Annotated in this window: 21 protein-coding genes; 19 read left to right on the top strand and 2 right to left on the bottom strand. The window is 41.3% G+C overall.

Annotation, left to right across the window (positions count from 1 at the left end; all coding sequences use genetic code 11):
• From BLW60_RS08585 to BLW60_RS08575, 3 genes are all read left to right on the top strand, one after another.
• Nucleotides 1–918 carry a YesL family protein gene (locus tag BLW60_RS08585; protein ID WP_074716428.1) on the top strand — a complete coding sequence of 306 codons (918 nt, stop codon included), beginning with the start codon at nt 1–3 and terminating at the stop codon, nt 916–918.
• Nucleotides 919–1020: 102 nt separating this feature from the next.
• Nucleotides 1021–1503 (top strand): RNA polymerase sigma factor, encoded by a 483-nt coding sequence (locus BLW60_RS08580; RefSeq protein ID WP_074716426.1) that lies wholly within the window; start codon nt 1021–1023, stop codon nt 1501–1503.
• Nucleotides 1500–2846, top strand: a complete 1347-nt coding sequence (locus tag BLW60_RS08575; protein WP_074716424.1) for a hypothetical protein — start codon at nt 1500–1502, stop codon at nt 2844–2846. The genes BLW60_RS08580 and BLW60_RS08575 overlap by 4 nt, the downstream gene beginning before the upstream one ends.
• Nucleotides 2847–2944: 98 nt before the next feature.
• On the opposite strand, the gene BLW60_RS08570 is transcribed toward BLW60_RS08575, so the two are convergent.
• Nucleotides 2945–3430 carry a metallophosphoesterase family protein gene (locus tag BLW60_RS08570; RefSeq protein WP_074716422.1) on the bottom strand — a complete coding sequence of 162 codons (486 nt, stop codon included), beginning with the start codon at nt 3428–3430 and terminating at the stop codon, nt 2945–2947.
• A 185-nt stretch (nt 3431–3615) separates the two neighbouring features.
• Here BLW60_RS08570 and BLW60_RS08565 point away from each other — a divergent pair, with 185 nt between their 5' ends.
• The 15 genes from BLW60_RS08565 (at nt 3616) to BLW60_RS17005 (ending at nt 19050) form a co-directional block, all read left to right on the top strand.
• Nucleotides 3616–3867, top strand: a complete 252-nt coding sequence (locus BLW60_RS08565; RefSeq protein WP_074716421.1) for a hypothetical protein — start codon at nt 3616–3618, stop codon at nt 3865–3867.
• 12 nt (nt 3868–3879) lie between these two features.
• Nucleotides 3880–4227 (top strand): hypothetical protein, encoded by a 348-nt coding sequence (locus BLW60_RS08560; protein ID WP_074716419.1) that lies wholly within the window; start codon nt 3880–3882, stop codon nt 4225–4227.
• Between the two features lie 20 nt (nt 4228–4247).
• Nucleotides 4248–4547, top strand: coding sequence for a hypothetical protein (locus BLW60_RS08555; protein ID WP_074716417.1), 300 nt, complete (start codon nt 4248–4250; stop codon nt 4545–4547).
• A 10-nt stretch (nt 4548–4557) separates the two neighbouring features.
• Nucleotides 4558–4812: a pro-sigmaK processing inhibitor BofA family protein gene (locus BLW60_RS08550; RefSeq protein WP_074716414.1), complete on the top strand. Its 255-nt coding sequence runs from the start codon at nt 4558–4560 to the stop codon at nt 4810–4812.
• 77 nt (nt 4813–4889) lie between these two features.
• Nucleotides 4890–6164: a thymidine phosphorylase gene (locus BLW60_RS08545; protein ID WP_074716412.1), complete on the top strand. Its 1275-nt coding sequence runs from the start codon at nt 4890–4892 to the stop codon at nt 6162–6164.
• A 59-nt stretch (nt 6165–6223) separates the two neighbouring features.
• Complete coding sequence (locus BLW60_RS08540; protein WP_074716410.1) at nt 6224–6688, top strand: zinc ribbon domain-containing protein; 465 nt, start codon at nt 6224–6226, stop codon at nt 6686–6688.
• 206 nt (nt 6689–6894) lie between these two features.
• Complete coding sequence (locus BLW60_RS08535) at nt 6895–8529, top strand: class I adenylate-forming enzyme family protein (RefSeq protein WP_074716408.1); 1635 nt, start codon at nt 6895–6897, stop codon at nt 8527–8529.
• Nucleotides 8530–8676: 147 nt separating this feature from the next.
• Nucleotides 8677–9057 carry a sporulation initiation factor Spo0A C-terminal domain-containing protein gene (locus tag BLW60_RS08530; RefSeq protein ID WP_074716406.1) on the top strand — a complete coding sequence of 127 codons (381 nt, stop codon included), beginning with the start codon at nt 8677–8679 and terminating at the stop codon, nt 9055–9057.
• Between the two features lie 130 nt (nt 9058–9187).
• Nucleotides 9188–11962: a glycoside hydrolase family 3 protein gene (locus BLW60_RS08525; RefSeq protein WP_074716404.1), complete on the top strand. Its 2775-nt coding sequence runs from the start codon at nt 9188–9190 to the stop codon at nt 11960–11962.
• 5 nt (nt 11963–11967) lie between these two features.
• On the top strand, nt 11968–12309 hold the full coding sequence (locus tag BLW60_RS08520) for an arsenate reductase family protein (protein WP_074716402.1): 342 nt from the start codon (nt 11968–11970) through the stop codon (nt 12307–12309).
• A 180-nt stretch (nt 12310–12489) separates the two neighbouring features.
• Nucleotides 12490–13842, top strand: coding sequence for an SPFH domain-containing protein (locus BLW60_RS08515; RefSeq protein ID WP_074716400.1), 1353 nt, complete (start codon nt 12490–12492; stop codon nt 13840–13842).
• Between the two features lie 97 nt (nt 13843–13939).
• Nucleotides 13940–15019, top strand: a complete 1080-nt coding sequence (locus BLW60_RS08510; RefSeq protein ID WP_074716398.1) for a TFIIB-type zinc ribbon-containing protein — start codon at nt 13940–13942, stop codon at nt 15017–15019.
• A gap of 11 nt (nt 15020–15030) precedes the next feature.
• On the top strand, nt 15031–15549 hold the full coding sequence (locus BLW60_RS08505; RefSeq protein WP_074716396.1) for a hypothetical protein: 519 nt from the start codon (nt 15031–15033) through the stop codon (nt 15547–15549).
• 160 nt (nt 15550–15709) lie between these two features.
• Nucleotides 15710–17548, top strand: a complete 1839-nt coding sequence (gene glmS, locus BLW60_RS08500; RefSeq protein WP_074716394.1) for a glutamine--fructose-6-phosphate transaminase (isomerizing) — start codon at nt 15710–15712, stop codon at nt 17546–17548.
• 50 nt (nt 17549–17598) lie between these two features.
• A complete protein-coding gene (locus tag BLW60_RS17005) occupies nt 17599–19050 on the top strand; it encodes an HAD-IIB family hydrolase (protein ID WP_074716392.1) in 1452 nt (483 codons plus the stop codon).
• Nucleotides 19051–19054: 4 nt separating this feature from the next.
• Here BLW60_RS17005 and yunB read toward each other — a convergent pair whose 3' ends face one another.
• Nucleotides 19055–19714, bottom strand: coding sequence for a sporulation protein YunB (gene yunB / locus BLW60_RS08490; RefSeq protein ID WP_074716390.1), 660 nt, complete (start codon nt 19712–19714; stop codon nt 19055–19057).
• Between the two features lie 138 nt (nt 19715–19852).
• On the opposite strand from yunB, the gene BLW60_RS08485 reads away from it, so the two are divergent.
• Nucleotides 19853–22423, top strand: a complete 2571-nt coding sequence (locus tag BLW60_RS08485; RefSeq protein ID WP_074716388.1) for a translation factor GTPase family protein — start codon at nt 19853–19855, stop codon at nt 22421–22423.
• Nucleotides 22424–22436: the final 13 nt, after the last annotated feature.

The following is a 22436-nucleotide window of genomic DNA, read 5'->3' as shown; positions in this document are numbered from 1 at the left end:
TTGGGTTTATTCAAAAACTATGAAAGCACAGGTGCAGGAATTTCAAAGAATGCGCCCAAGAAAAAGGGAGCTGCTCTTTTCTGGGACATATTCTGCCGTAAATTCTGGAAGCTTATGGAGATCAACCTTGTATATATGTTGTTCTTCCTGCCTCTTTTGTTTGTTTTTCCTGTGCTGAATATTTTCAAAAACAACTATTACGCTGCGATGATAAGCAGTGTATTGCTTATCCTTGTCTTTATGATACTTATCGGACCTGCGACAGCCGGTATGACAAAGATAATGCGAAAGTTTGTGATAAATAAACATTCATTTATAATGCAGGATTTCATCAAGGGCTTCAAGGAGAATTTCAAGAAGTCGGTAATAATAGGCTTTCTGGACTGCCTTGTAATTATCTCGGCTTATGCCGCATTAAATGTTTACCCTGTTCTTGCAGTACAGCAGTCAAAGGCAATGTATATACCTTTGGTCATAACATTCAGCTTGTTCCTTGTTATCGTAATGATGAACCATTATATATATCTTATGCTGACAGCGACTAACCTTTCTATGAAGAACCTTTTCAAGAACTCTTTTGCACTTGCATTTGTTGCAATGAAGCAGAATTTACTCGTATTTATTATCGGAGTTGCTCTTATTGCACTTATGGTAGTTCTTTTTATCTACCTTATGCCTGTTTTCTTCCTGCTGATCGCATTTTTCCCTGCGGCATTCATTTGCCTGATAAACAGTTTCGTATGTTATCCTGTTATACAGAAATATGTTATCAATCCGTATTACACAAGCATCGGTGAGATAAATCCCGAGCTTATTGATGATACTCCTACAGAAGAGGAGCGTATCTTCGAGGATATGGGCGGTAAGGAAAAGCCAGTGGAGAAGCGAAAAAAGGGAAAAGGAAAGAGAATTTCATAAAAAAGCGGTGCTTTTTGCACCGTTTTATTTTTTTGTGTGATATTTCATCATAGATATCCGTTATATATATGAAGTACTTCAACAGCACAAGGAAGTGAACTAATGACTACAGAACAAATGGCAGAACTATACGACAAATATAAAAACGCAGTATACCGTATGGCGTTTGCGTACTGCAAGAATAAAGCAGATGCGGAAGATATCATGCAGGAGACGTTCATAAAGCTTTTTACCGCTGATATAAGGTTTGAGGACTCTGACAAGGAAAAAAGCTGGCTTCTGAAAGTAACCGTAAACAAATGCAAGGATATGTTCCGTTCGCTGAGGTATAAGTATTCATTGACTGCCATTCCTCTTGAGGAAGCTTCACTGGTATATGAAACTCCCGAAGAGAGTGAGGTATATCATGCAGTTATGTCACTTCCTACAAAATACAGACTTGTTATACATTTATATTATTACGAGGATTATTCCGTAAAGGAGATCAGCAGGATAACGGGAAACAATGAATCTGCCGTGCAGACTCAGCTTTACCGTGCAAGAAAGAAGCTGAAAAAGATCCTCGGAAAGGAGCTCCGATTATGAATATAAACGATTATAAAAAAGTTACAGATCGCTTGGAGCCTGATGAGCGATGCAGGAAAGAGGTACTTGGTATGAATAAAGGTGAGAACAAAATAAAGCAAAACATAAATGAATTTGATGAAAAGGTAAGCGGTGTTGAAGTCAAGCACGGACATAGCGCAATGAAGTATATCAGCATTGCAGCAGCATTTGTACTTGTTGCAGGCGGTATAGGAACTACGAGCTACTTTATGCACAGGAACGGCGGTTCACAGTTTGCTGATACAGTCGAGGAAGAAACGACAGCAGAAGATACTGAGACAGTAATAGAAGATGCGAACGAGATAGCCACCGAGGAAACTGCTCCACCTGTAGATTACGATTACGAAGCTATTGCACAGGAACTTACCGACAAATATCTTGAAAGCGCGAATATTATGCGCTGCGGCTGTGTTGACTTTGATGCAAATGACAGCATAACATTCTATACCTACGACAGTACAGATGATTACTGGTCAAATAATTACGGCGGACAGCGTACCTTCTGCAAGGTCACTGATGATCGTTTCCATAGCTGTCAGGATATTTACGACTACTACAAGCAAAATTTAGCTTTGACAACTTATGATACCAGATTTGATACAGATACAATAACGCCGGCTGACTTCAAAAATGGTATATTTATTGAAGACGGCTGTACAGTTATGAGCTGGCTCGGCGGCGATGTAAGCAAATTTGAAAACGGAAGCCGTGTTGATCTCAGCCCAACCCATGATGAAGAATGTGTAGAAGAAACAGCTATGGCTGTTAATAATGCAGCATATGTGGATTACAACGGAGAGATATATGTAAATAAAAATTATGCAGAAAGAGGAGCTAAAGAAAGCTTTACTTCAGAACCTGAGATCACAGAAAAAAGTGCTGATAAAATGGTAGTTTCACGTTTTTTGAAACCACCATATACAGGGTATGAAAATGTTAAATACGGCGAAGAGCTGATATTTACACTTATATTTGAAAATGACGAATGGAAGATAAAATCCATAGGGCATGGTATCAGTCTGGAATACTATTCAGCTATAGCTATACAGTGTTATCTTGAGAAAATAGATGAATATAAAGATATAGATATTGACTGTATGGATATTCTGACTTCTCTTGAAGTACTTGATTATAACAAGGAAACAAAGATATGCAAGGTACACGCTGTTCTCCACGATACACAGGGTGTTGATGCAATTGATATGACAGCAGATGTAAATGTTAATCCAAACGGAAATCTGGCTGTTATTTCAGCAGATATTACAAGACTCAAAGAATATGACAGTTCGTTAGACCGTCAGGGAATTCTCTATGCAAACTAAAACAGAATATAAAATTATCCCCTTGAACAGATAAAGTTCAAGGGGATTTTCTTATGTAACAATAATGGGTCATCTGCATAAAATATAAGCAGGGGATATCATACGTTTACAATATTTGTAACTACATCGCCTTCGGAAGTAAGGTCGATATGACCGAATGAAGGCTTTAAGCCGTCACGGGGGATAGAAGCACTGCCGGGATTTAGTATGTAAAGCCCGTTTTCATAGCTCTGATAGCGCACATGAGTATGTCCGAAGAGGATAATATCGCAGCCGTTAGAAAGTGCAAGTGATTTGAGCCTTTCCAGCGAACCGCCTACACCGTATAAATGTCCGTGAGTGGCAAATATTTTGTGTTCCATAGCAGGAAGAATAAAATATTCATCGCTCAGGCTGTCGAAGTCGCAGTTTCCCGCAACATGGATTATCTTAGGTGCTAATTTCTGATGACTGAGGATAAAATTGTCAAGCTCGTGTTCGCCGTCACCAAGGTGGATTATCCAGTCTGCATCGGTATTACGCATGATAACGTTTTCAAGAGCGTAAGAATTACCGTGAGTATCAGATATAACAACAATACGCAATGCTATCCCTCCAATAAAGAAGTTGATAACTCATTATAACATAAATCTATCAATAAAGCAATATTTACCAAAAAATTATTCATATGAAAAAATTATGACGTGAATATGTATAAAAAATGAAGGATATGACATAAAGTACAGTATATAGCAATATAATATATTGAATAAATTATAAGGAGGAAAATATGAACAGCAATATTGATCCTAAAAAAATTTCAGGGCTTCTGAATGCTGTGAGCAAAAAGATAGGAGTTCCGCCGGAAAAGCTTCGGACAGAGCTTGAAGAGGGCAAGTTTGACAGTGCATTGTCGGCTATGAACAGTACCGATGCGGCTAAATTCAGACAGGCTGTGAACAATCCGAAGCTTGTGGAAAGAATGATGAGCACACCGCAGGCAAAAGCTCTCTATGAGAAATTATCGGGCGGAAAAAAGTAAGAGGAGCTTACTATGGACGATCTGATGAGCAGGATAAACGAACTGCTTTCCGATGAAGAAAGTGTAAGGCAGTTGTCGGAGCTGGCACAGATGATGAATTCGGAAACCACGGAAGATGCTGATAATAAACATACAGAAGAAACTAATGGGGATCAGCCTGACCTTAGTTCCATAATCAAGCTTACGGGGATAATAAATGCGGCTTCACAGCAGGATAAAAATGCTGATCTGCTGCTCGCGCTGAAACCTCATCTTGGTGCGGAAAAGCAGAAAAGAGTGGATAAGGCGATAAAGCTGCTCAAACTGCTTGCAATATGGAATATCGCAAAGGACAGCGGAATATTGCAGGAGCTTATCTGAAATAACGGGGAGGTGAGTCAATGGCAGTATATGATCTTAATAAGCCGCGAAGAGGCAATGAAAAACTGTACAGAGGCGTTTACAGAACACCTGCCGCTGACTTGCCTCCGCAGAAATGTGAAGAGTCATACGGGGAAGAGTGCAGTAAACAAAAAGTCAAGTCTGAAAAAGAGCCAAAAGCACTGGGAGGACTTGTTGACGAGTTCTTTGAGGGCGGTGTAGACAGTGACAAGCTTCTTATAGCAGCGCTGCTATATATGCTTATAAAAGAAGGTGCAGACATAAAGCTGATAATCGCACTTGGATATATACTTATGTAAGAGGTAAAATATGGATACGGAAATGATATTCAGAACACTGTGCGGAGCAGTGGCAGTAATAATGGTGATATATTATTTCAGACGTGAGAAAAAGCTGCTTTCATTTTTGACAGGAGCAGTTACAGGTGGAGCAGCCTTGTTTATCGTAAATAAATACGGTCTTATGATAGGAGCAGACATACCGCTCAATATTTTTAATACGGTTGGCAGCATAGTCCTTGGAGTACCTTTTGTTATTTTTCTTGTAATAATGAATTTTTTGTAAAAATCACGTTCTATTTCACAAAAACTGTTGAAAATTTATAATTTTTATGGTAAAATATGTGTATAGGAGGTGGATACATGAACATCATTGATATTATTAACAAAACAAAAAAAGCACAGGAACTTACAGAAGACGAAATAAACTGGCTCGTAAAGAATTATACAGACGGCGGAATACCCGATTATCAGATGTCAGCATGGCTTATGGCAGTCTGCCTTAACGGACTTTCGGAGAAAGAGACCTTTGCCCTGACAGCAGCTATGCGTGACAGCGGAGATGTTCTTAAACTGGATATCCCATTTACAGCGGACAAGCACAGTACAGGAGGCGTTGGTGACAAGACATCGCTGATAATAGGTCCTATCGTTGCAGCCTGCGGCGTATGTGTCGCAAAAATGTCGGGACGCGGACTCGGACATACAGGCGGTACAATAGACAAGCTTGAAAGCATTGATGGATACAGGACTGACCTTTCCATAAGTGAATTTGAGAAGGTACTTAAAACTACAGGCTTTTCGATTATTTCTCAAACAGGTGATCTGTGTCCTGCTGATAAGAAAATGTATGCTCTGAGAAACGCAACAGGTACAGTTGACAGTATACCGCTGATATGCGCAAGTATTATGAGCAAAAAGCTTGCCATGAACGCAGATGTTCTGGTACTTGATGTGAAATACGGCTCGGGTGCATTTATGAAAACAAAGGAAGATGCTGAGAAGCTGGCATCACTTATGGAAAAAGTCGGACGTTCGGCAGGTAAAAAGTGCAGAGCGATAGTAACTGATATGAATGTACCTCTTGGAAAGAATATAGGAAATGCCCTTGAAGTCAAGGAAGCAATAGAGCTTTTACAGGGAAAGTCAAAGGGTAAGCTTTACGATACCTGTATCGAGCTTGCGGCAGCAATGCTTGAGCTTTCTGGAAAAGGAACTGAGTGCGAATGTCGGAAACTGGCTGAGGAGGCTGTTTCCTCGGGCAAAGCACTTGATATATTACGTGAGACCATAAAGCTTCATGGCGGAAATGAAAAAGTCTGCGATGATACTTCACTGCTTCCGAAGCCTCTTCTTAAATACGAGATAAGAGCAACTAAGGACATGGTGATAAAAGGCTTTGACTGTGAAGAGCTTGGCATGACTTCGCTTCTTCTCGGAGCAGGCAGGCTGTCAAAAGAAGATAAGCTGGATATGAGTGCAGGCATCGTTATGAACTGTGATATCGGAGATCATGTTTCGGCTGATAGTGTTATAATGACATTATATTCAACAGTATGCAGCGATTTTTCGGACGCAGCAGTTCGTGCTCTCAATGCAGTAAGATTTAAGATCACAGAAAAACCGAGTTATACTTGACTATGGCTTTTTACTGTGATAAAATAAGAATATAAATTTATATACAGGAGGTCATTGTTATGGGTTTTGTTGATTCAGTAAAAGGCTTTGCAGGCAAAGTAGGCGAGTCTGTTGAGCGAGGAGCTAAGACAGTATCCAGCAATTCAAAAAAATTTGCAGAAAAAAACAAGGTAAAACGTGATATTGCGCATATCGAGGCAGATATCAACTCTGATTACATAGAGCTTGGTAAAGCTTTATTCGAGAAGATAGGCAATGATCCCGAGAGCGAATATGCAGCTACTATCGCTGATATCAAGGAGAAAAACGGTAAGCTTTCCGAGCTTAAAGCCGTTCTTATGTCTCTTGAGGATAAGATGTTCTGCGTTAACTGCGGAGCTCAGATCAGCAGAGATCAGCTTTTCTGCGATAAATGCGGTGCTAAGGTAAACGAAGCTGAAACTGCCGAGGCTGAAGTTGTTGAAGCAGAAGTAGTTGAAGAAAAGTCAGAAGCCGAGTTCAGCTCTGAAGATTCAAAAGATTAAAAAGCTTAGGCACATCATATCAGTGATGTGCCTTTCTTTATGCAAAGTGCTGTAAAAGACATATCTCGATTTGTCAAATAAAACATAAAAATAGTATTTACTTTTTCACTTTTTTGTGATAAAATATAAATAGTTTATTGCTTTGCAGCTTTTTGGCTTTTAAATGTAAAAGTCCTGCTGCATTGCATACGGAAAGGAACATAACAATGCCAATAACAGAATTACTTGAAAAAAATGCGAAGTTATACGGTAACGACGTTGCTCTCGTTGAGGTAAATCCCGAGATAACGGAAGTAAGACGTATAACATGGAAAGAATATGAGCTTATAGAACCAAATCCCGAATGTCATTACAGACGTGAGATTACATGGAAGGTATTTGATGAAAAGGCTAACCGTTTTGCCAATATGCTTCTTGAAAGAGGAGTAAAAAAAGGCGATAAGGTCGGCATACTTCTTATGAACTGTCTTGAATGGCTGCCGATATATTTCGGAATACTTAAAGCAGGTGCTATGGCAGTGCCGCTTAATTTCAGATATACTGCTGACGAGATTAAATACTGTCTTGATCTTGCAGAAGTTGATATCCTTATGTTCGGACCTGAGTTTATAGGAAGAATAGAGGAAATAGCTGACGATATCAGCAAGAACAGACTTTTATTCTATGTGGGCGAAGGATGTCCTTCATTTGCTGAGCATTATGACAGCCTTGTTGCCAACTGTACAAGTATAGCTCCTGATGTAAAAATATCAGATGATGATAATGCTGCTATTTATTTCTCATCAGGTACAACAGGTTTCCCTAAGGCTATCCTCCACGATCATACAAGCCTTATGCATTCGGCTAAGGTAGAGCAAAATCACCACGGTCAGACAAGAGATGATGTATTTCTTTGTATACCTCCTCTTTACCATACAGGTGCAAAGATGCACTGGTTCGGAAGCCTTTATTCGGGAAGCAAGGCTGTTCTCCTTAAAGGTGTAAAGCCCAAGTCGATAATAGAGACTGTTTCCAACGAAGGCTGTACCATAGTATGGCTCCTTGTTCCATGGGCACAGGATATACTTGACGCTATCGACCGCGGTGAGATAGAGCTTGATAAATATGATCTTGATCAGTGGAGACTTATGCATATAGGTGCTCAGCCTGTTCCTCCGTCACTTATCTCACGCTGGAAAAAGGTGTTCCCTAAGCATCAGTATGACACTAATTACGGTCTCAGCGAGTCTATCGGTCCCGGCTGTGTACATCTCGGTGTTGAGAATATCCACAAGGTAGGTGCTATCGGAAAAGCCGGTTACGGCTGGGAAGTAAGGATAGCTGACGAAAATGGAAATGAAGTCGAGCGCGGACAGGTAGGCGAGCTTCTCGTTAAAGGTCCCGGAGTTATGAAGTGCTACTATCGTGATGAAAAGGCTACTGCCGAAACATTGAAGGACGGCTGGCTTTATACAGGCGATATGGCTCAGGAAGATGAGGACGGTTTTATTTACCTTGTTGACCGTAAAAAGGACGTTATCATCAGCGGCGGTGAAAACCTTTATCCTGTTCAGATCGAGGACTTCCTCAGAAGTCACCCCGATATCAAGGATGTTGCCGTTATCGGTCTTCCCGATAAGAGACTGGGCGAAATAGCCGCAGCTATCATATCAATAAAGGAAGATCACAACTGTACAGAGGAGGATATCACTTCATTCTGTCAGAAGCTCCCGAGATACAAGAGACCTCATAAGATAATCTTTGCAGATGTTCCGAGAAATCCCACAGGAAAGATCGAAAAGCCAAAGCTTCGTTCTATTTACTGCGGTGAGAGTCTCGTTGCTAAACAGATAAAGAACTGATAAAAAAGAGCAGCTTTTGCTGCTCTTTTTTTTATGATACACATATTTCGACAAAATACGTCACAAGACGACGAAATCTGCTATAACACAGTAAGGAAAAATGTGCTATAATTTAAAGTAGATATATCGAAAGGACGCGTATTGTAATTGAAACAGAAAATAGAAGTTGAAATAGTTAAAACACTGCTAAATCTTGGTATTGCTCCCAATACCAAAGGATATCGTTATTTGCGTGACAGTATCTTTATATGTGTTACCTCGGAAGAGAAAAATCTGTCATTTAATAAGGATATATATGTCAGGATAGCTAAAGAGTACAACACTTCCGAAGCATCAATAGAAAGAGCAGTCAGACACGCAATAAAGACAGGCTGGCACAGACATAATGATGATCTTGCAGAGCTTATATTTATGAATACTTTGCAGAGCACAAATGATGTGCCCACTAATTCTGTATTTATATACACTGTTGCTGAATGGACACGTGTAAATATGAAAGAAAAAGAAGAAAATGGCAGTTCTGATTGAACTGCTTTTTCTTTTGTCGGTCGTATAGATATATTGTTACTTTTTTGTGTATTTATAACAATTCGCTTGCATTTTAGAGAAATAATTGATATAATGTTATTATTAAATCTCGTATTGGGAGGTAATCATTATGAAAAGAGTGCTTGATTGGAATAAATATATAGAAAAAGCTGTGCAGACGGTCTCAGAGGGCATTGTTATGCTTGAGAACAATGACGCTCTTCCGCTTAAAGCTGATGATGCGGTTTCTGTTTTCGGACGTATCCAGCTCCATTACTATAAAAGCGGAACAGGATCGGGCGGCATGGTAAACGTTTCAAAGGTAACAGGTATAGTTGACGGACTCCTTGAAGCAGGTGTAAATGTAGATCAGGAGCTTCTCGGTATTTATCGGAAGTGGGACGAAGAGAACCCATTCGATCAGGGAAGCGGCTGGGGCGGAGAACCGTGGTCACAGAAGGAAATGCCTCTTGATGATGAGATAGTGAAAAAATCAGCGTCAGTAAGTAATAAGGCGATAGTTATTATCGGCAGAACAGCAGGTGAGGAACAAGATGCGCGTATTGAAGCAGGCTCTTATCTTCTTACAGAGACTGAGAAGGATATGCTGAAGAAAGTGCGCAGTTATTTTAAGAAGGTCATCGTTCTGCTCAATGTAGGCGGACTTATCGACCTTGAAGAAATAATGGAATGTAAGCCTGATGCTTTGTTATATGTATGGCAGGGCGGAATGATAGGCGGTACAGGTACAGCTGATGTGCTTGTTGGCAAGGTATCTCCGTCAGGCAAGCTCCCCGATACCATAGCTTATAAGGTGACGGATTATCCATCGGATAAGTATTTCGGCGACAAGAAATGCGATCACTATACAGAAGATATTTTCGTGGGATATCGCTGGTTCGAGACATTTGCAAAGGACAGGGTGCTCTATCCCTTTGGCTACGGACTTTCATACACTTCATTTGATATTGTATTTGAAAAAGCCGAGAAATCGGAAAATAGCATTATATTTACAGTTAAAGTTACAAATACAGGTAATTATAAGGGAAAAGAGGTAGTACAGGTATATTGCGAAGCTCCGCAGGGCAAGCTCGGAAAAGCTGCAAGAGTTCTTTGCGGTTTTGCAAAAACAAAGGAGCTTACACCGAATGAGAGCGATATCGTAACAATAAAGGTTTCTGAACGCGATTTTGCTTCCTATGATGACAGTGGAATAACAGGAAAGCGTTTCTGCTGGCTCCTTGAAAGCGGAACATACAGGTTCTATATCGGAAGTGATGCGAGAAGTGCATCGTTAGCGTATATTTTTGATATCTCTGAAGATAAAGTCATTGAAAAATGCTCGCAGGTACTTGCTCCTGTTACTGAATTTGAGCGTATCAAAGCTTCTGAAACCGATAACGGTATAGTTTACTCTATGGAAAAAGCTCCTGTGAGTGAAGTAGACGAAGCAAAGCGTATTGCTGAACGTATCCCCAAGGAAATTGAATATTCAGGCAACAAAGGCATAAAACTTGCCGATGTGCTCAGCGGAAAGAATTCAATGAACGAATTTATCGCTCAGCTCAATAACTACGACTTGTCATGTATCATCAGAGGCGAGGGAATGGGAAGTCCCCGTGTAACAGCAGGTACAGCGTCTGCATTTGGCGGCGTTTCCGATGCACTTACAGGATTTGGTATCCCTGCTGGCTGCTGCTCTGACGGTCCTTCGGGCATGAGACTTGACTGCGGAACAAAGGCGTTCAGCCTGCCTAACGGTACGCTTATTGCTTCAACATTCAACACCGAGCTTGCAGAAGAACTGTTTGAATTTACGGGTACTGAAATGATAGCAAACAAGGTGGATTGTCTCCTCGGTCCCGGAATGAATATACATCGTCACCCTCTGAACGGAAGAAATTTCGAGTATTTCTCGGAAGATCCATTCCTTACAGGCAAAATGGCTGCTGCCGAATTAAAGGGACTTCACAAAGTCGGTGTAACAGGAACGATCAAGCATTTTTGCGCCAATAATCAGGAGACAAATCGTCATTTCCTTGATTCTGTTGTATCAGAACGCGCACTAAGAGAGATCTATCTGAAAAGCTTTGAAATTGCAGTCAAAGAGGGAAAAGCCGATTCTATAATGACGACTTACGGTGCGATAAACGGTTTGTGGACAGCTGGAAACTTTGATCTTAATACTGTCATTCTACGTGAGGAATGGGGCTTTGAAGGATTTACCATGACCGACTGGTGGGCAAATGTAAATTACAGAGGCGGTGAGCCGAAGAGAAACTTCTACGCACCTATGACAAAGGCTCAGAACGATGTATATATGGTCTGCTCGGACAGCTCATGCATTGACGAGGACATCGAGAAAGCGTTGAAGGACGGTTCGCTCACAAGAGGTGAATTACAGCGAAATGCTGCGAATATTCTCGGATTTATACTGCATACCCATGCCATGAAGCGTATGATCGGCGATGAGGATACAGTTGAGATAATCAATCGTGATTCTGACGTTGATAATTCGGACGAACCTGTGGTTTTCCATGAGCTCAACAAGAAAGCCAAGATCGACCTTACAGGCGTTAAGAGCGTTATGGGAACTAATTACTCGTTTGCACTTAAAGTTAAAACTGAGGGCTGGTATAAAATGACCATTACTGCTTCTTCTGAGCAGAGTCCGCTTGCGCAGATACCTGTGACAGTATTCGCTATGGGTACAGCTGTAGGTACTTTTACATGGAGTGGTACAGATGGCAAGCCTGTTTCGTTTACACTTGAAATGCCTATTTTCTCAAGATTTACAGCGATAAGACTGTATTTTGCTCAGAACGGACTTGATCTTCACAGCGTCGAGTTTGAACTTGTAAAAACAGTAGAAAATATGGATATAGCTTTTGCAGCGGAGGAATAATTAGAATGAATATACAGATATTCGGTACAAAAAAGTGCTTTGATACTAAAAAGGCGGAGAGATATTTCAAGGAGCGCGGTATTAAATATCAGCTTATCGACATGAAAGAAAAAGGCATGAGCCGAGGCGAGTTCAACAGCGTAAAGCTGGCTTTAGGCGGTACCGACAATTTGATTAACGAAAACAGTAAGGATAACGAACTGCTTGTAATGCTGAACTACCTTTCAGAGGCAGATAAAGAGGAGAAAATACTTGAAAATCCGCAGATAATCAAAACTCCTGTTGTCCGAAACGGCAAAAAAGCTACGATTGGATATTGTCCCGATGTATGGAAAACATGGGAATAATATTGTTAAAATATAAAAATATATCGTAAAAAGTAAAAATTTGCTAAAAGGGTAGTGCATTTTTTTCAGAAATATGTTATAATTATTGTGTGTTAGTCATATGCTGACAGAATGTAACGGAAAACAACGGTTTTTCGCTAAATATTATTTAGGGATTATTTCCCGAAAGGAGCTATAATTATGGGTCTTATTCAGGCAGCTCTCGTCGGAGCAAGTCAAACTCTTGCTGATACATGGCAGGAATTCTTTGTATGTGAGTCTATCCCAACAGATGTACTCGTTGTAAGAGGAAAAAAGCAGCTTGGCAAGCACTCCTCAAATACAAAGGGAAATGAGAATGTTATTTCCGATGGCAGCGGAATAGTTGTTCACGAAGGTCAGGCTATGATAATGGTAGATCAGGGTGTTGTAACTGAGATCGCTACACAGCCAGGTGTATACAAGTATGAAACAGGTACTTCACCAAGTATTTTCTCAAGCAGCTTCGGTGCAGGTCTCAAGGAGACTTTCAAGGAGATGTGGGATCGTATCAAGCACGGCGGTACAGCAGCTAAGGATCAGAGAATCTACTACTTCAACATGAAGGAACTGCTTGATAACAAGTTCGGTACTCAGAACCCTGTTCCTTTCAGAATGGCTTATCAGGACCTAGGCAGAAGCTTCACAGTAGGCGTACGCTGCAATGGTATCTATTCATATAAGATCGCTGATCCGGTTCTCTTCTACGTTAATGTATGCGGCAACGTAACAGACCGCTATATGCGTTCAGAGCTTGACAATCAGCTCAAGAGCGAGTTCCTCGATTCACTTCAGCCTGCATTTGCAGCTATTTCTGCATCAGGCATCAGATACGATGAGCTCCCGGGCAGACAGAGAGAAGTTAAGACTGCTATCGAGACAGAAGTTGCACCTATCTGGAGCGAAAAGAGAGGTCTTAAACTCTGGACAGTTAATATCAATTCCGCTACTATCTCTGAGGAAGATACAAAGAGAATCCAGGAATTTGAAGACAGAGCTTGGAACCGTGATCCGGGCAATGCTGCTGCAACTCTCGTTGAAGCTCAGGCTCAGGCTATGCAGAATGCTGCAAATAATCCTAACGGCGCAGCTATGGGTCTTTTCGGGATGGGCATGACTCAGCAGATGGGCGGCATGAATGCACAGGGACTCTTTAATATGGCTCAGCAGAATCAGGCACAGCAGGCTCCTCAGATGGCAGCTGCTCCCACAGTCGGCGCTGCTGCTCCGTCAGCTGATTCATGGAAGTGTGAATGTGGCGAGACAAACACAGGCAAGTTCTGTGCAGGCTGCGGAAAGCCAAAGCCTGTAGTTCTAACTCCCGATGGCTGGACCTGTGACTGCGGTGCTGTCAACAAGGGAAGATTCTGCTCTAACTGCGGAAAGAAGAAGCCTGAGGGTGCACCACTCTATAAGTGCGACAAGTGCGGCTGGGAACCTGAGGATCCTAAGAATCCTCCTAAGTTCTGCCCTGAGTGCGGAGACCCATTCACAGATGATGATATCGTAAAGTAAGATAATACATAACGGGCGGACCTTGCGTCCGCCCGTTTTAAATGATATATGATTGCTTCATGATATTCAATAAATAAGAAATAAAGTGGTGAAATGAATGTCTGATGTAATAGAGTATAAGTGCCCTGCCTGCGGTGGCAAGCTTGAATTTGACAGCGGTGTCCAGAAAATGAAATGCCCGTTTTGTGAGTCTGAATTCGATGTGGAATCTCTTAAAGACCACGATAACGCCCTTGACTCACAAAAAGAAGACGACATGAAATGGGAGACAAGTGCAGGCAGCGAATGGAAAGACGGCGAGACGGAAGGTATGCGTGTTTATACCTGTAAATCCTGCGGCGGCGAAATAATAACCGATTCAACTACTGCTGCTTCAAAATGCCCTTACTGTGATAATCCTGTTGTAATGTCAGGAAGCTTTTCGGGTGATCTTAAACCTGATTATGTTATCCCGTTCAAATTTGATAAAAAAGCCGCAAAAGACGCTTTAAACAAGCATCTTGAGGGAAGAAAGCTGCTTCCAAAGGTATTCAAGGACCAAAATCATATTGATGAAATAAAGGGCGTATACGTACCTGTCTGGCTTTTTGATGCTGATGTGCAGGCAAGTATGATATATAAAGGCGAAAAGATACGCCACTGGAGCGACAACAACTTCAGTTATATCGAAAGAAGCTATTATTCCGTTCAAAGAGAAGGAAATGTAAGATTTGAGCTTGTTCCTGTTGACGGTTCGACAAAAATGCAGGACGAGCTTATGGAGTCCATTGAACCTTTTGATTTTAAAGATGCTGTTGATTTTCAGACCGCATATCTGTCAGGATATCTTGCTGACAAATACGATGTTTCTGCCGAGGATAGCATAGAGCGTGCAAACGAACGTATAAAGAATACCACAGAGCAGGTGTTTGCAAGTACCGTAAACGGATACAATTCCTTCAATAAAGAAAGCGGAAACATATCCCTCAGCAACGGCAAAGCCAAATACGCGCTGTACCCCGTGTGGATACTTAATACGTCGTGGGAAGGAAATAAGTATACATTCGCTATGAACGGTCAGACAGGCAAATTTGTAGGTGATCTTCCTGTTGATAAGTCTGCTGCTGCAAAGTGGTTCTGCGGTATTGCAGCTTGTGTTACGGCAGTTTGCTTCGGACTGTCATTTCTGATTTCTTAGGAGGCTGAAATATGAATTTGAAAAGAATTGCTGCCTCAGCTGCTTCTCTTGTAGTTTTGTTCGGTATGTACGGCTTCGCAGGATATGACGATGCAGAAATCCGTGAACCTTTTACTGCTTATGCCGATGAATATGATAATGATGATTATGATGAAGAATATGATTTCGATTTTGTCGATGAATACGATTATGATCTTGAAGATGAAGATATTGACGAAATAGAACTCAACGATGCAGACGAGAATGACATCGGGATCAATGCTGATGTTTCCGAAAATTCAAGCGTTCCGAGAAAAAGGCGGCATAATGTTGTTTCTTCCTTTGTTATAAGTCTGATTATTGGACTTGTATCTGCACTGATCGTTGTATCAATAATGAAATCAAGCATGAGATCGGTGCATAAAAAGACAGGTGCGACAGACTACAGAAAAGAAAACAGCTTTAAACTTGAAAAGAATACAGATACATTCTTGTACAAAAGAGTCGAAAAAACTGCTATACCTAAAACAAATCCTACTAACAGTAAGTAAAGAAATGAAAATATTTGAATATCATTTGCGCAATTTTTGAACAATAAGTCAGTTGACAAGCTGCGCGATTTGATGTATAATAGAACTAATATGGTGTATTATCCTTTCCGCGTGGGATCGCGGTATGAAAATTATAAAACAGTTCTGGAGGAAACAAATTATGTGCGGAATAGTTGGCTTTACAGGAAGTGCTCAGGCAGCACCTATATTGCTTGACGGACTTTCAAAGCTTGAATACAGAGGCTACGACTCAGCAGGTATCGCTGTACGTGACGGCGAAAAGGAAACCGAAGTAGTAAAAGCCAAGGGCAAGCTCAAGGTCTTAAAGGAAATGACAAATAACGGTGATGCTGTAAGAGGCGACTGCGGTATCGGTCATACTCGCTGGGCTACTCACGGTGAACCTTCTGCTCTTAATGCTCACCCACACAGCAGCGACGATGAAAATGTTATCGCTGTTCATAACGGTATTATCGAGAATTATCAGGAGCTCCGCGAAAAGCTTTCAAAGAGCGGCTATTCTTTCAATTCTCAGACTGATACAGAGGTAGCTGTAAAGCTTATCGACTATTATTATAAGAAGTACAATCTCGGACCTGTAGACTCTATCGCTCGTGCTATGATCCGTATAAGAGGTTCTTACGCTTTATGTGTTATGTTCAAGGATTTCCCCGGTGAGATCTACACAGCTCGTAAGGACAGCCCTATGATCATCGGTGTTACAAATGGTGAAACTTATGTTGCATCAGATGTTCCTGCTATCTTAAAGTATACAAGAAACGTTTACTATATCGGCAATATGGAGATCGCAAAGCTCGTAAAGGGCGGCGTTACATTCTATAATATCGACCGTGAAGAGATCGAAAAGCCTCTCACAGAGATCAAGTGGGACGCAGAAGCTGCTGAAAAGGGCGGCTATGAACACTTTATGCTCAAGGAGATACACGAACAGCCTAAGGTAGTTCGTGATACTATCAATTCAGTTGTCAAGGACGGAAAGATAGATTTCTCTGAAATGGGACTTTCCGATGAAGAAATGCAGAAGATAAGCCAGATCTACATCGTTGCCTGCGGAAGTGCATATCACGTAGGTATGGCTGTACAGTATGTTATTGAGGACTTTACATCTATCCCTGTAAGAGTTGAGCTTGCTTCCGAGTTCAGATACAGAAAGATGACTCTTGTAAAGGACAGCCTTGTTATAATCATCAGCCAGTCAGGAGAGACTGCTGACAGTCTTGCTGCTCTCAGAGAAGCTAAGGATAAGGGGATTAAGACTCTTGGTATCGTTAATGTTGTCGGTTCTTCTATCGCTCGTGAAGCTGACAGCGTATTCTATACACTTGCAGGTCCTGAGATCTCTGTTGCAACAACAAAGGCATACAGCACTCAGCTTATCGCAGGATATCTCCTTGCAATGCAGTTTGCTGTAGCTCGCGGAGAAATGGAAGAGGCCAAGTGTGAAGAGCTTCTCAAAGAGCTCTACACTATTCCTGAGAAGATCGAGAAAATTCTTGAGGATAAGGAGAGAATCCAGTGGTATGCAAATAAGCTTGCAGGTGCTAAGGACGCTTTCTTTATCGGACGCGGCATAGATTATGCTATCGGTCTTGAGGGAAGCCTCAAGATGAAAGAGATCAGCTATATCCACTCTGAGGCATATGCAGCAGGCGAGCTCAAGCACGGTCCTATCAGCCTTATCGAGGAAGGTATCCCTGTTATCGGCGTACTTACACAGCAGGATCTTTATGAAAAGACTGTAAGCAACATGGTCGAGGTAAAGAGCCGTGGAGCTTCACTTATGGGACTTACGACTTATGGCAATTACAGCATGGAAGACCTTGCTGATTTCACAGTATATATCCCGCAGACAGATGCTCACTTTGCAGGAAGTCTTGCGGTAATACCGCTCCAGCTCCTTGGCTATTACGTATCCGTTGCAAAGGGTTACGATGTTGATAAGCCGAGAAATCTTGCAAAGAGCGTTACAGTTGAATAATAACGAAAAGGCTGTCGTTTTACGTCAGCCTTTTTAGGTATGGTGAGAAAATGGATAAAAAGACTCTTTACCTTTCAGATCTTGACGGTACACTGCTGAACAGTATGCAGCGGACTTCGGATCATACAAATAAAGTGATAAATGAGCTCGTTAGTGAGGGAATGATCTTCTCGTATGCAACAGCTCGTTCGTGGAGTGCGGCAAGCAAGGTCACAAGAGGTATTTCTGTAAGCCTTCCTGCAATTGTTTATAACGGTGCGTTTGTAGTTGATACTCTCAGCGGCGAAAGGCTTATATCAAATTACTTTGATGATGAAGTAAAGAATGTTATAAAAAAGATGCTGGAAAGCAATATTCAGCCTACAGTTTATTCGGTACATAGCGGTAAGGAAAAGTTTTCGTACGTTGCTGATAGGATAACAAAGGGAATGGCTGATTTTGTTGAGTCAAGAAGGGGAGACAGCAGGAACAATCCTGTTGTCTCAGAAGCGGAGCTTTTCTGCGGTGATATTTTCTATCTTACCTGTATTGACGATACAGAAAAGCTTCAGCCTTTTTATGATAAATACAAGGAAAAGTATCATTGCGTATTTCAGCGTGATATCTATTCAAACGAACAGTGGCTTGAGATAATGCCTTTTAAAGCTTCAAAATCCCGTGCAGCACTTCAACTAAAGGAGTATCTCGGCTGTGAAAGGCTTGTGGTCTTTGGTGATGCACTGAATGATCTTGATCTTTTTGAGATAGCTGATGAAAGCTATGCAGTTGAAAATGCCGCTGATGAGCTGAAAAAAGCTGCAACTGCTGTTATAGAGAGCAACAATGATGACGGTGTTGCAAAATGGTTATTAAGGAGCAGAAAAATGAGCGAAGAAAAGAAGTCTATAACAGAGCTTGGTGATCCGCGAAAGCCTCACGGGGAAGCTGGAGCAGAGATGCTTAAAGGAATGAATGAGCATCATTATGCTGTAACAGGCTGGGCACTTGGTTTCTTTGAGTTTAAAGAAAATGACAGGATACTTGATATCGGCTGCGGCGGCGGTGAGACATTAAGGAGAATGTCTGAAAAAACTGCAAGCGGTACGCTTACGGGACTGGATTATTCAAAGCTTTCCGTAAAGCTTTCCATTGAAAAGAACAAAGAGGATATTGAAAGCGGAAAAATGAATATAATCGAGGAATCCGTTGAAAAAATGCCCTTTGATGATAATTCCTTTGATAAGATAATCACGGTTGAAAGTTTTTATTTCTGGCCTGATCCTGCTGAAAATCTGCGTGAGGTGTACAGAGTTCTTGACAAAGGCGGTAAGTTCCTTATCGTTGCGGATATAAACGGTGATGCAGACCTTGATGAAAAAGATATTGAGGGAATAGAGAAGTTCAGTCTGTATAACCCTACATTGAAGGAGTTCCACGATCTGCTTGAAAAAGCAGGCTTCAAGGACATAAAGATACATACCCAATCAGGAGAGAAATGGGTATGCGCTGAGGGAAACAAGTAATTTGTTATTTACTGTGTGTAACTGCGGCATATGGTGAGATATTCGGAACATCTCCTATAAGAATGTTTTCCGCTAATATGAATTCAAAATCAGATACTGTCTCGAAGCTGTAAAGAGGCACGGAAGAAGTCATTTTTACTGATACGAATGCCGATATCCTGTGCCGTGTCTGGTTTATACCTGCTTCGGAGAAGTCGCTTTTCAGACTGACATCTGCGACTCCTATAGGTGATACCCTTATATTGATCTTAGGACCTTTTCCTGTTAACAGGAATGAGCTTGTAAGTGAACCCAAAGCAATTTTTGCTGTGCGTTTTCCCGATGCTTCAAGCTCTTTGTTTATCAGCAGGCTAAGTTCGGACTGAGTTTTGTTTATTGTATAAGGAATAGTCTCTACTGAGGCTATTTTCTTTTTTTCATCGTAAAGTACGGCTGCAAAGTCATTATATGTGAATTTGTTTTGCTCCAGATATTCGGATACAGAATGTTCTATGATCTCATTGGCTGTCTTTTGGGCGAAATGTTCTGCTTGCAGTACTGCGTACGGTCTTATCTTTTTTTCGATAATTGATGAAAGAATGAATGATGATATGACTGCAAAGCCGAAAATAACTGCAATTTTTCTATGTATATTCTTCTTTCGCATTTTTGTTTTTCGTTTCATTATATCACCTTTGAGTATTGGTTAGGTAATTTGTACTGTAATATTATATTCAGTTTCTTTTGGTGATGTGATTTTTATATGGACAAAACTGTATTTTTATGTTAAAATTAAGTAATATCATTATTTTGAGGTGGTGCAATGAAAAAAATAACTGTCGGGATAACTGCTCATGTTGACTCAGGCAAGACTACTCTTGCAGAAGCGATGCTTTACAAGACAGGAACTATAAGAAAGCTCGGAAGAGTTGACAGCGGTAATTCTACTCTTGATACAAATTCTATAGAGCGTGAACGAGGAATAACTATCTTTTCTTCGCAGGCTGAGTTTTCGACAGACAATACTCATTTCACACTTCTTGATACTCCGGGACACGTTGATTTTTCTGCGGAAACAGAACGTACCATGTGCGTTCTTGACTATGCTATACTTGTTATAAGCGGTACTGACGGTGTGCAGAGCCATACCTCTACTTTATGGAAGCTCTTGCGAAAATATGAAGTCCCTGTGTTTATTTTTGTGAATAAAATGGATCTCATAGGAGCGGATAAGAGTTACATTGTAAAAAATCTCGCCGCAAGGCTCTCGGAAAACTGCGTTGATTTTTCGGGCAGTGATGCTGAGATAGCCGAGAATTCGGCAATGTGCTGTGAAGAGCTTATGGAACAGTATCTCTCAGACGGAAATGTCGATGATATCAGCATAATAAACGCAATAGCTGAAAGACGAATTTTTCCCTGCTTTTTTGGTTCGGCACTTAAAATGGAGGGGATAGAAGGCTTTATAAGCCTGCTTGACAGATTTACCCGTGAAACTGAGCACAGAAACGAATTTGGTGCTAAGATATACAAGATATCCTATGATCCGAAAGGAAGCAGGCTTACTCATATGAAAATTACAGGCGGTCAGCTTAGAATGAGGGAAGAACTTACATATCCCGATGCAGACGGCAATGAAGTAAGCGGCAAGATCAGTTCCATAAGATTTTATTCTGGCGAAAAGTTCAGGACTGCGGATATAGCCTGTGCTGGTGAAGTATGTGCAGTAACGGGACTTAACGGAACGTATGCAGGTCAGGGACTTGGCATTGAAGAGAATGCAGGACAGGCTTTCCTTGAACCTGTTATGACCTATAAGATAATACTGCCCGATGATAAAAATGTCTATGATGCCATAAAAGAACTCAGACAGCTTGAAGATGAAGACCCACAGCTCCATATACTCTGGAATGAGCAAAATCGTGAGATACATATACAGCTTATGGGAGCGGTTCAGCTGGAAGTGCTTACCAAAGTCATAGAAGAGAAATTCGGTTATACAGTCTGTTTCAGCAACGGAGCAGTTACTTATAAAGAAACAATTAGAAATGCCGTTGAGGGTGTCGGACACTATGAACCTTTACGCCATTATGCAGAAGCTCATATTCTCCTTGAACCTTTGCCTGCGGGAAGCGGTCTACACTTTGATACCGAATGTTCGGAAGATGAGCTTGACAGGAACTGGCAGAGACTTATCCTTACTCATCTTGCTGAAAAAACTCATGTTGGCGTACTTACGGGTTCTCCCGTAACCGATATGAAGCTTACGCTTGTATCGGGAAAAGCTCATCTCAAACATACTGAGGGCGGAGATTTCAGACAAGCCACATACAGGGCTGTAAGACATGGACTGCGAAATGCAGAATCTGTACTTCTTGAACCGTACTATAATTATGAGCTTGAAATACCAACCGAAAATGTTGGTAGAGCTATTTCTGATATGCAGCATATGTCGGCTGAGTTTGATACTCCTGAGAATAACGGCGAGATGTCGCTCATAAGAGGAAGTGCTCCTGTTTCCGAGATAAATGATTATCAGTCCGAAGTTATTGCATATTCACACGGAAAGGGCAGACTTTCATTTAATATAGCAGGCTACAGAGAATGTCATAATACGGAAGAAGTTATTGCGTCTATTGGATATGACTGTGACAGCGATACGGAAAACAGCGCTGATTCTGTATTTTGTTCTCACGGAGCAGGTTTTATAGTGAAGTGGGACGAGGTATATGAGCATATGCACCTGCCGCTGAAACTTGCCAACGGAATTGAGGAAGAGAGCACGGAGCAAAAACGTGTAAAAGCTCAACGCTTTATGGAAAAAGCAGTGAGCGATGAAGAGCTCATGGAGATATTTGAAAGAACATACGGTAAGATAAACCGTGATCCTGTAAGGGCTTTCAAAAAGACAAAAGCAGTAAGCGTTGATGATAAAAAGGTAAGACTGCCGAAGTATGAAGGACCTGATTATCTTCTTGTAGACGGTTATAATATTATTTTCGCGTGGGACGATCTGAAAAAAATATCCGAGGATAATCTTGATGCTGCACGAGGTGAACTCATAAACCGTATGTGCAACTATCAGGGATATGACGGAAGTGAGCTGATCCTTGTATTTGATGCGTACAGAGTAAAGGGAAAACACCGCGAAGTCGAGAAGTACTGCAATATAAATATTGTTTATACAAAGGAGTCTGAGACTGCGGATTCCTATATTGAAAGAGTTACACATGAGCTTTCAAGAAATCATCGTGTAAGGGTTGCGACCTCTGACGGTATCGAGCAGATGATAATTCTCGGCAATGGTGCAATGAGGATCTCGGCAGCGGAATTCCGCAAAAGATATGATGCTGCGGAACGCTCCATAAAAGAATTTATAGACTCTATGAAATAGTTTTTGTCTATTT

Origin of the sequence: Ruminococcus flavefaciens (genome assembly GCF_900108555.1) — a bacterium.
GTDB lineage: Bacteria > Bacillota > Clostridia > Oscillospirales > Ruminococcaceae > Ruminococcus > Ruminococcus flavefaciens_P.
This window is presented reverse-complemented; position numbering and strand designations above follow the sequence as displayed.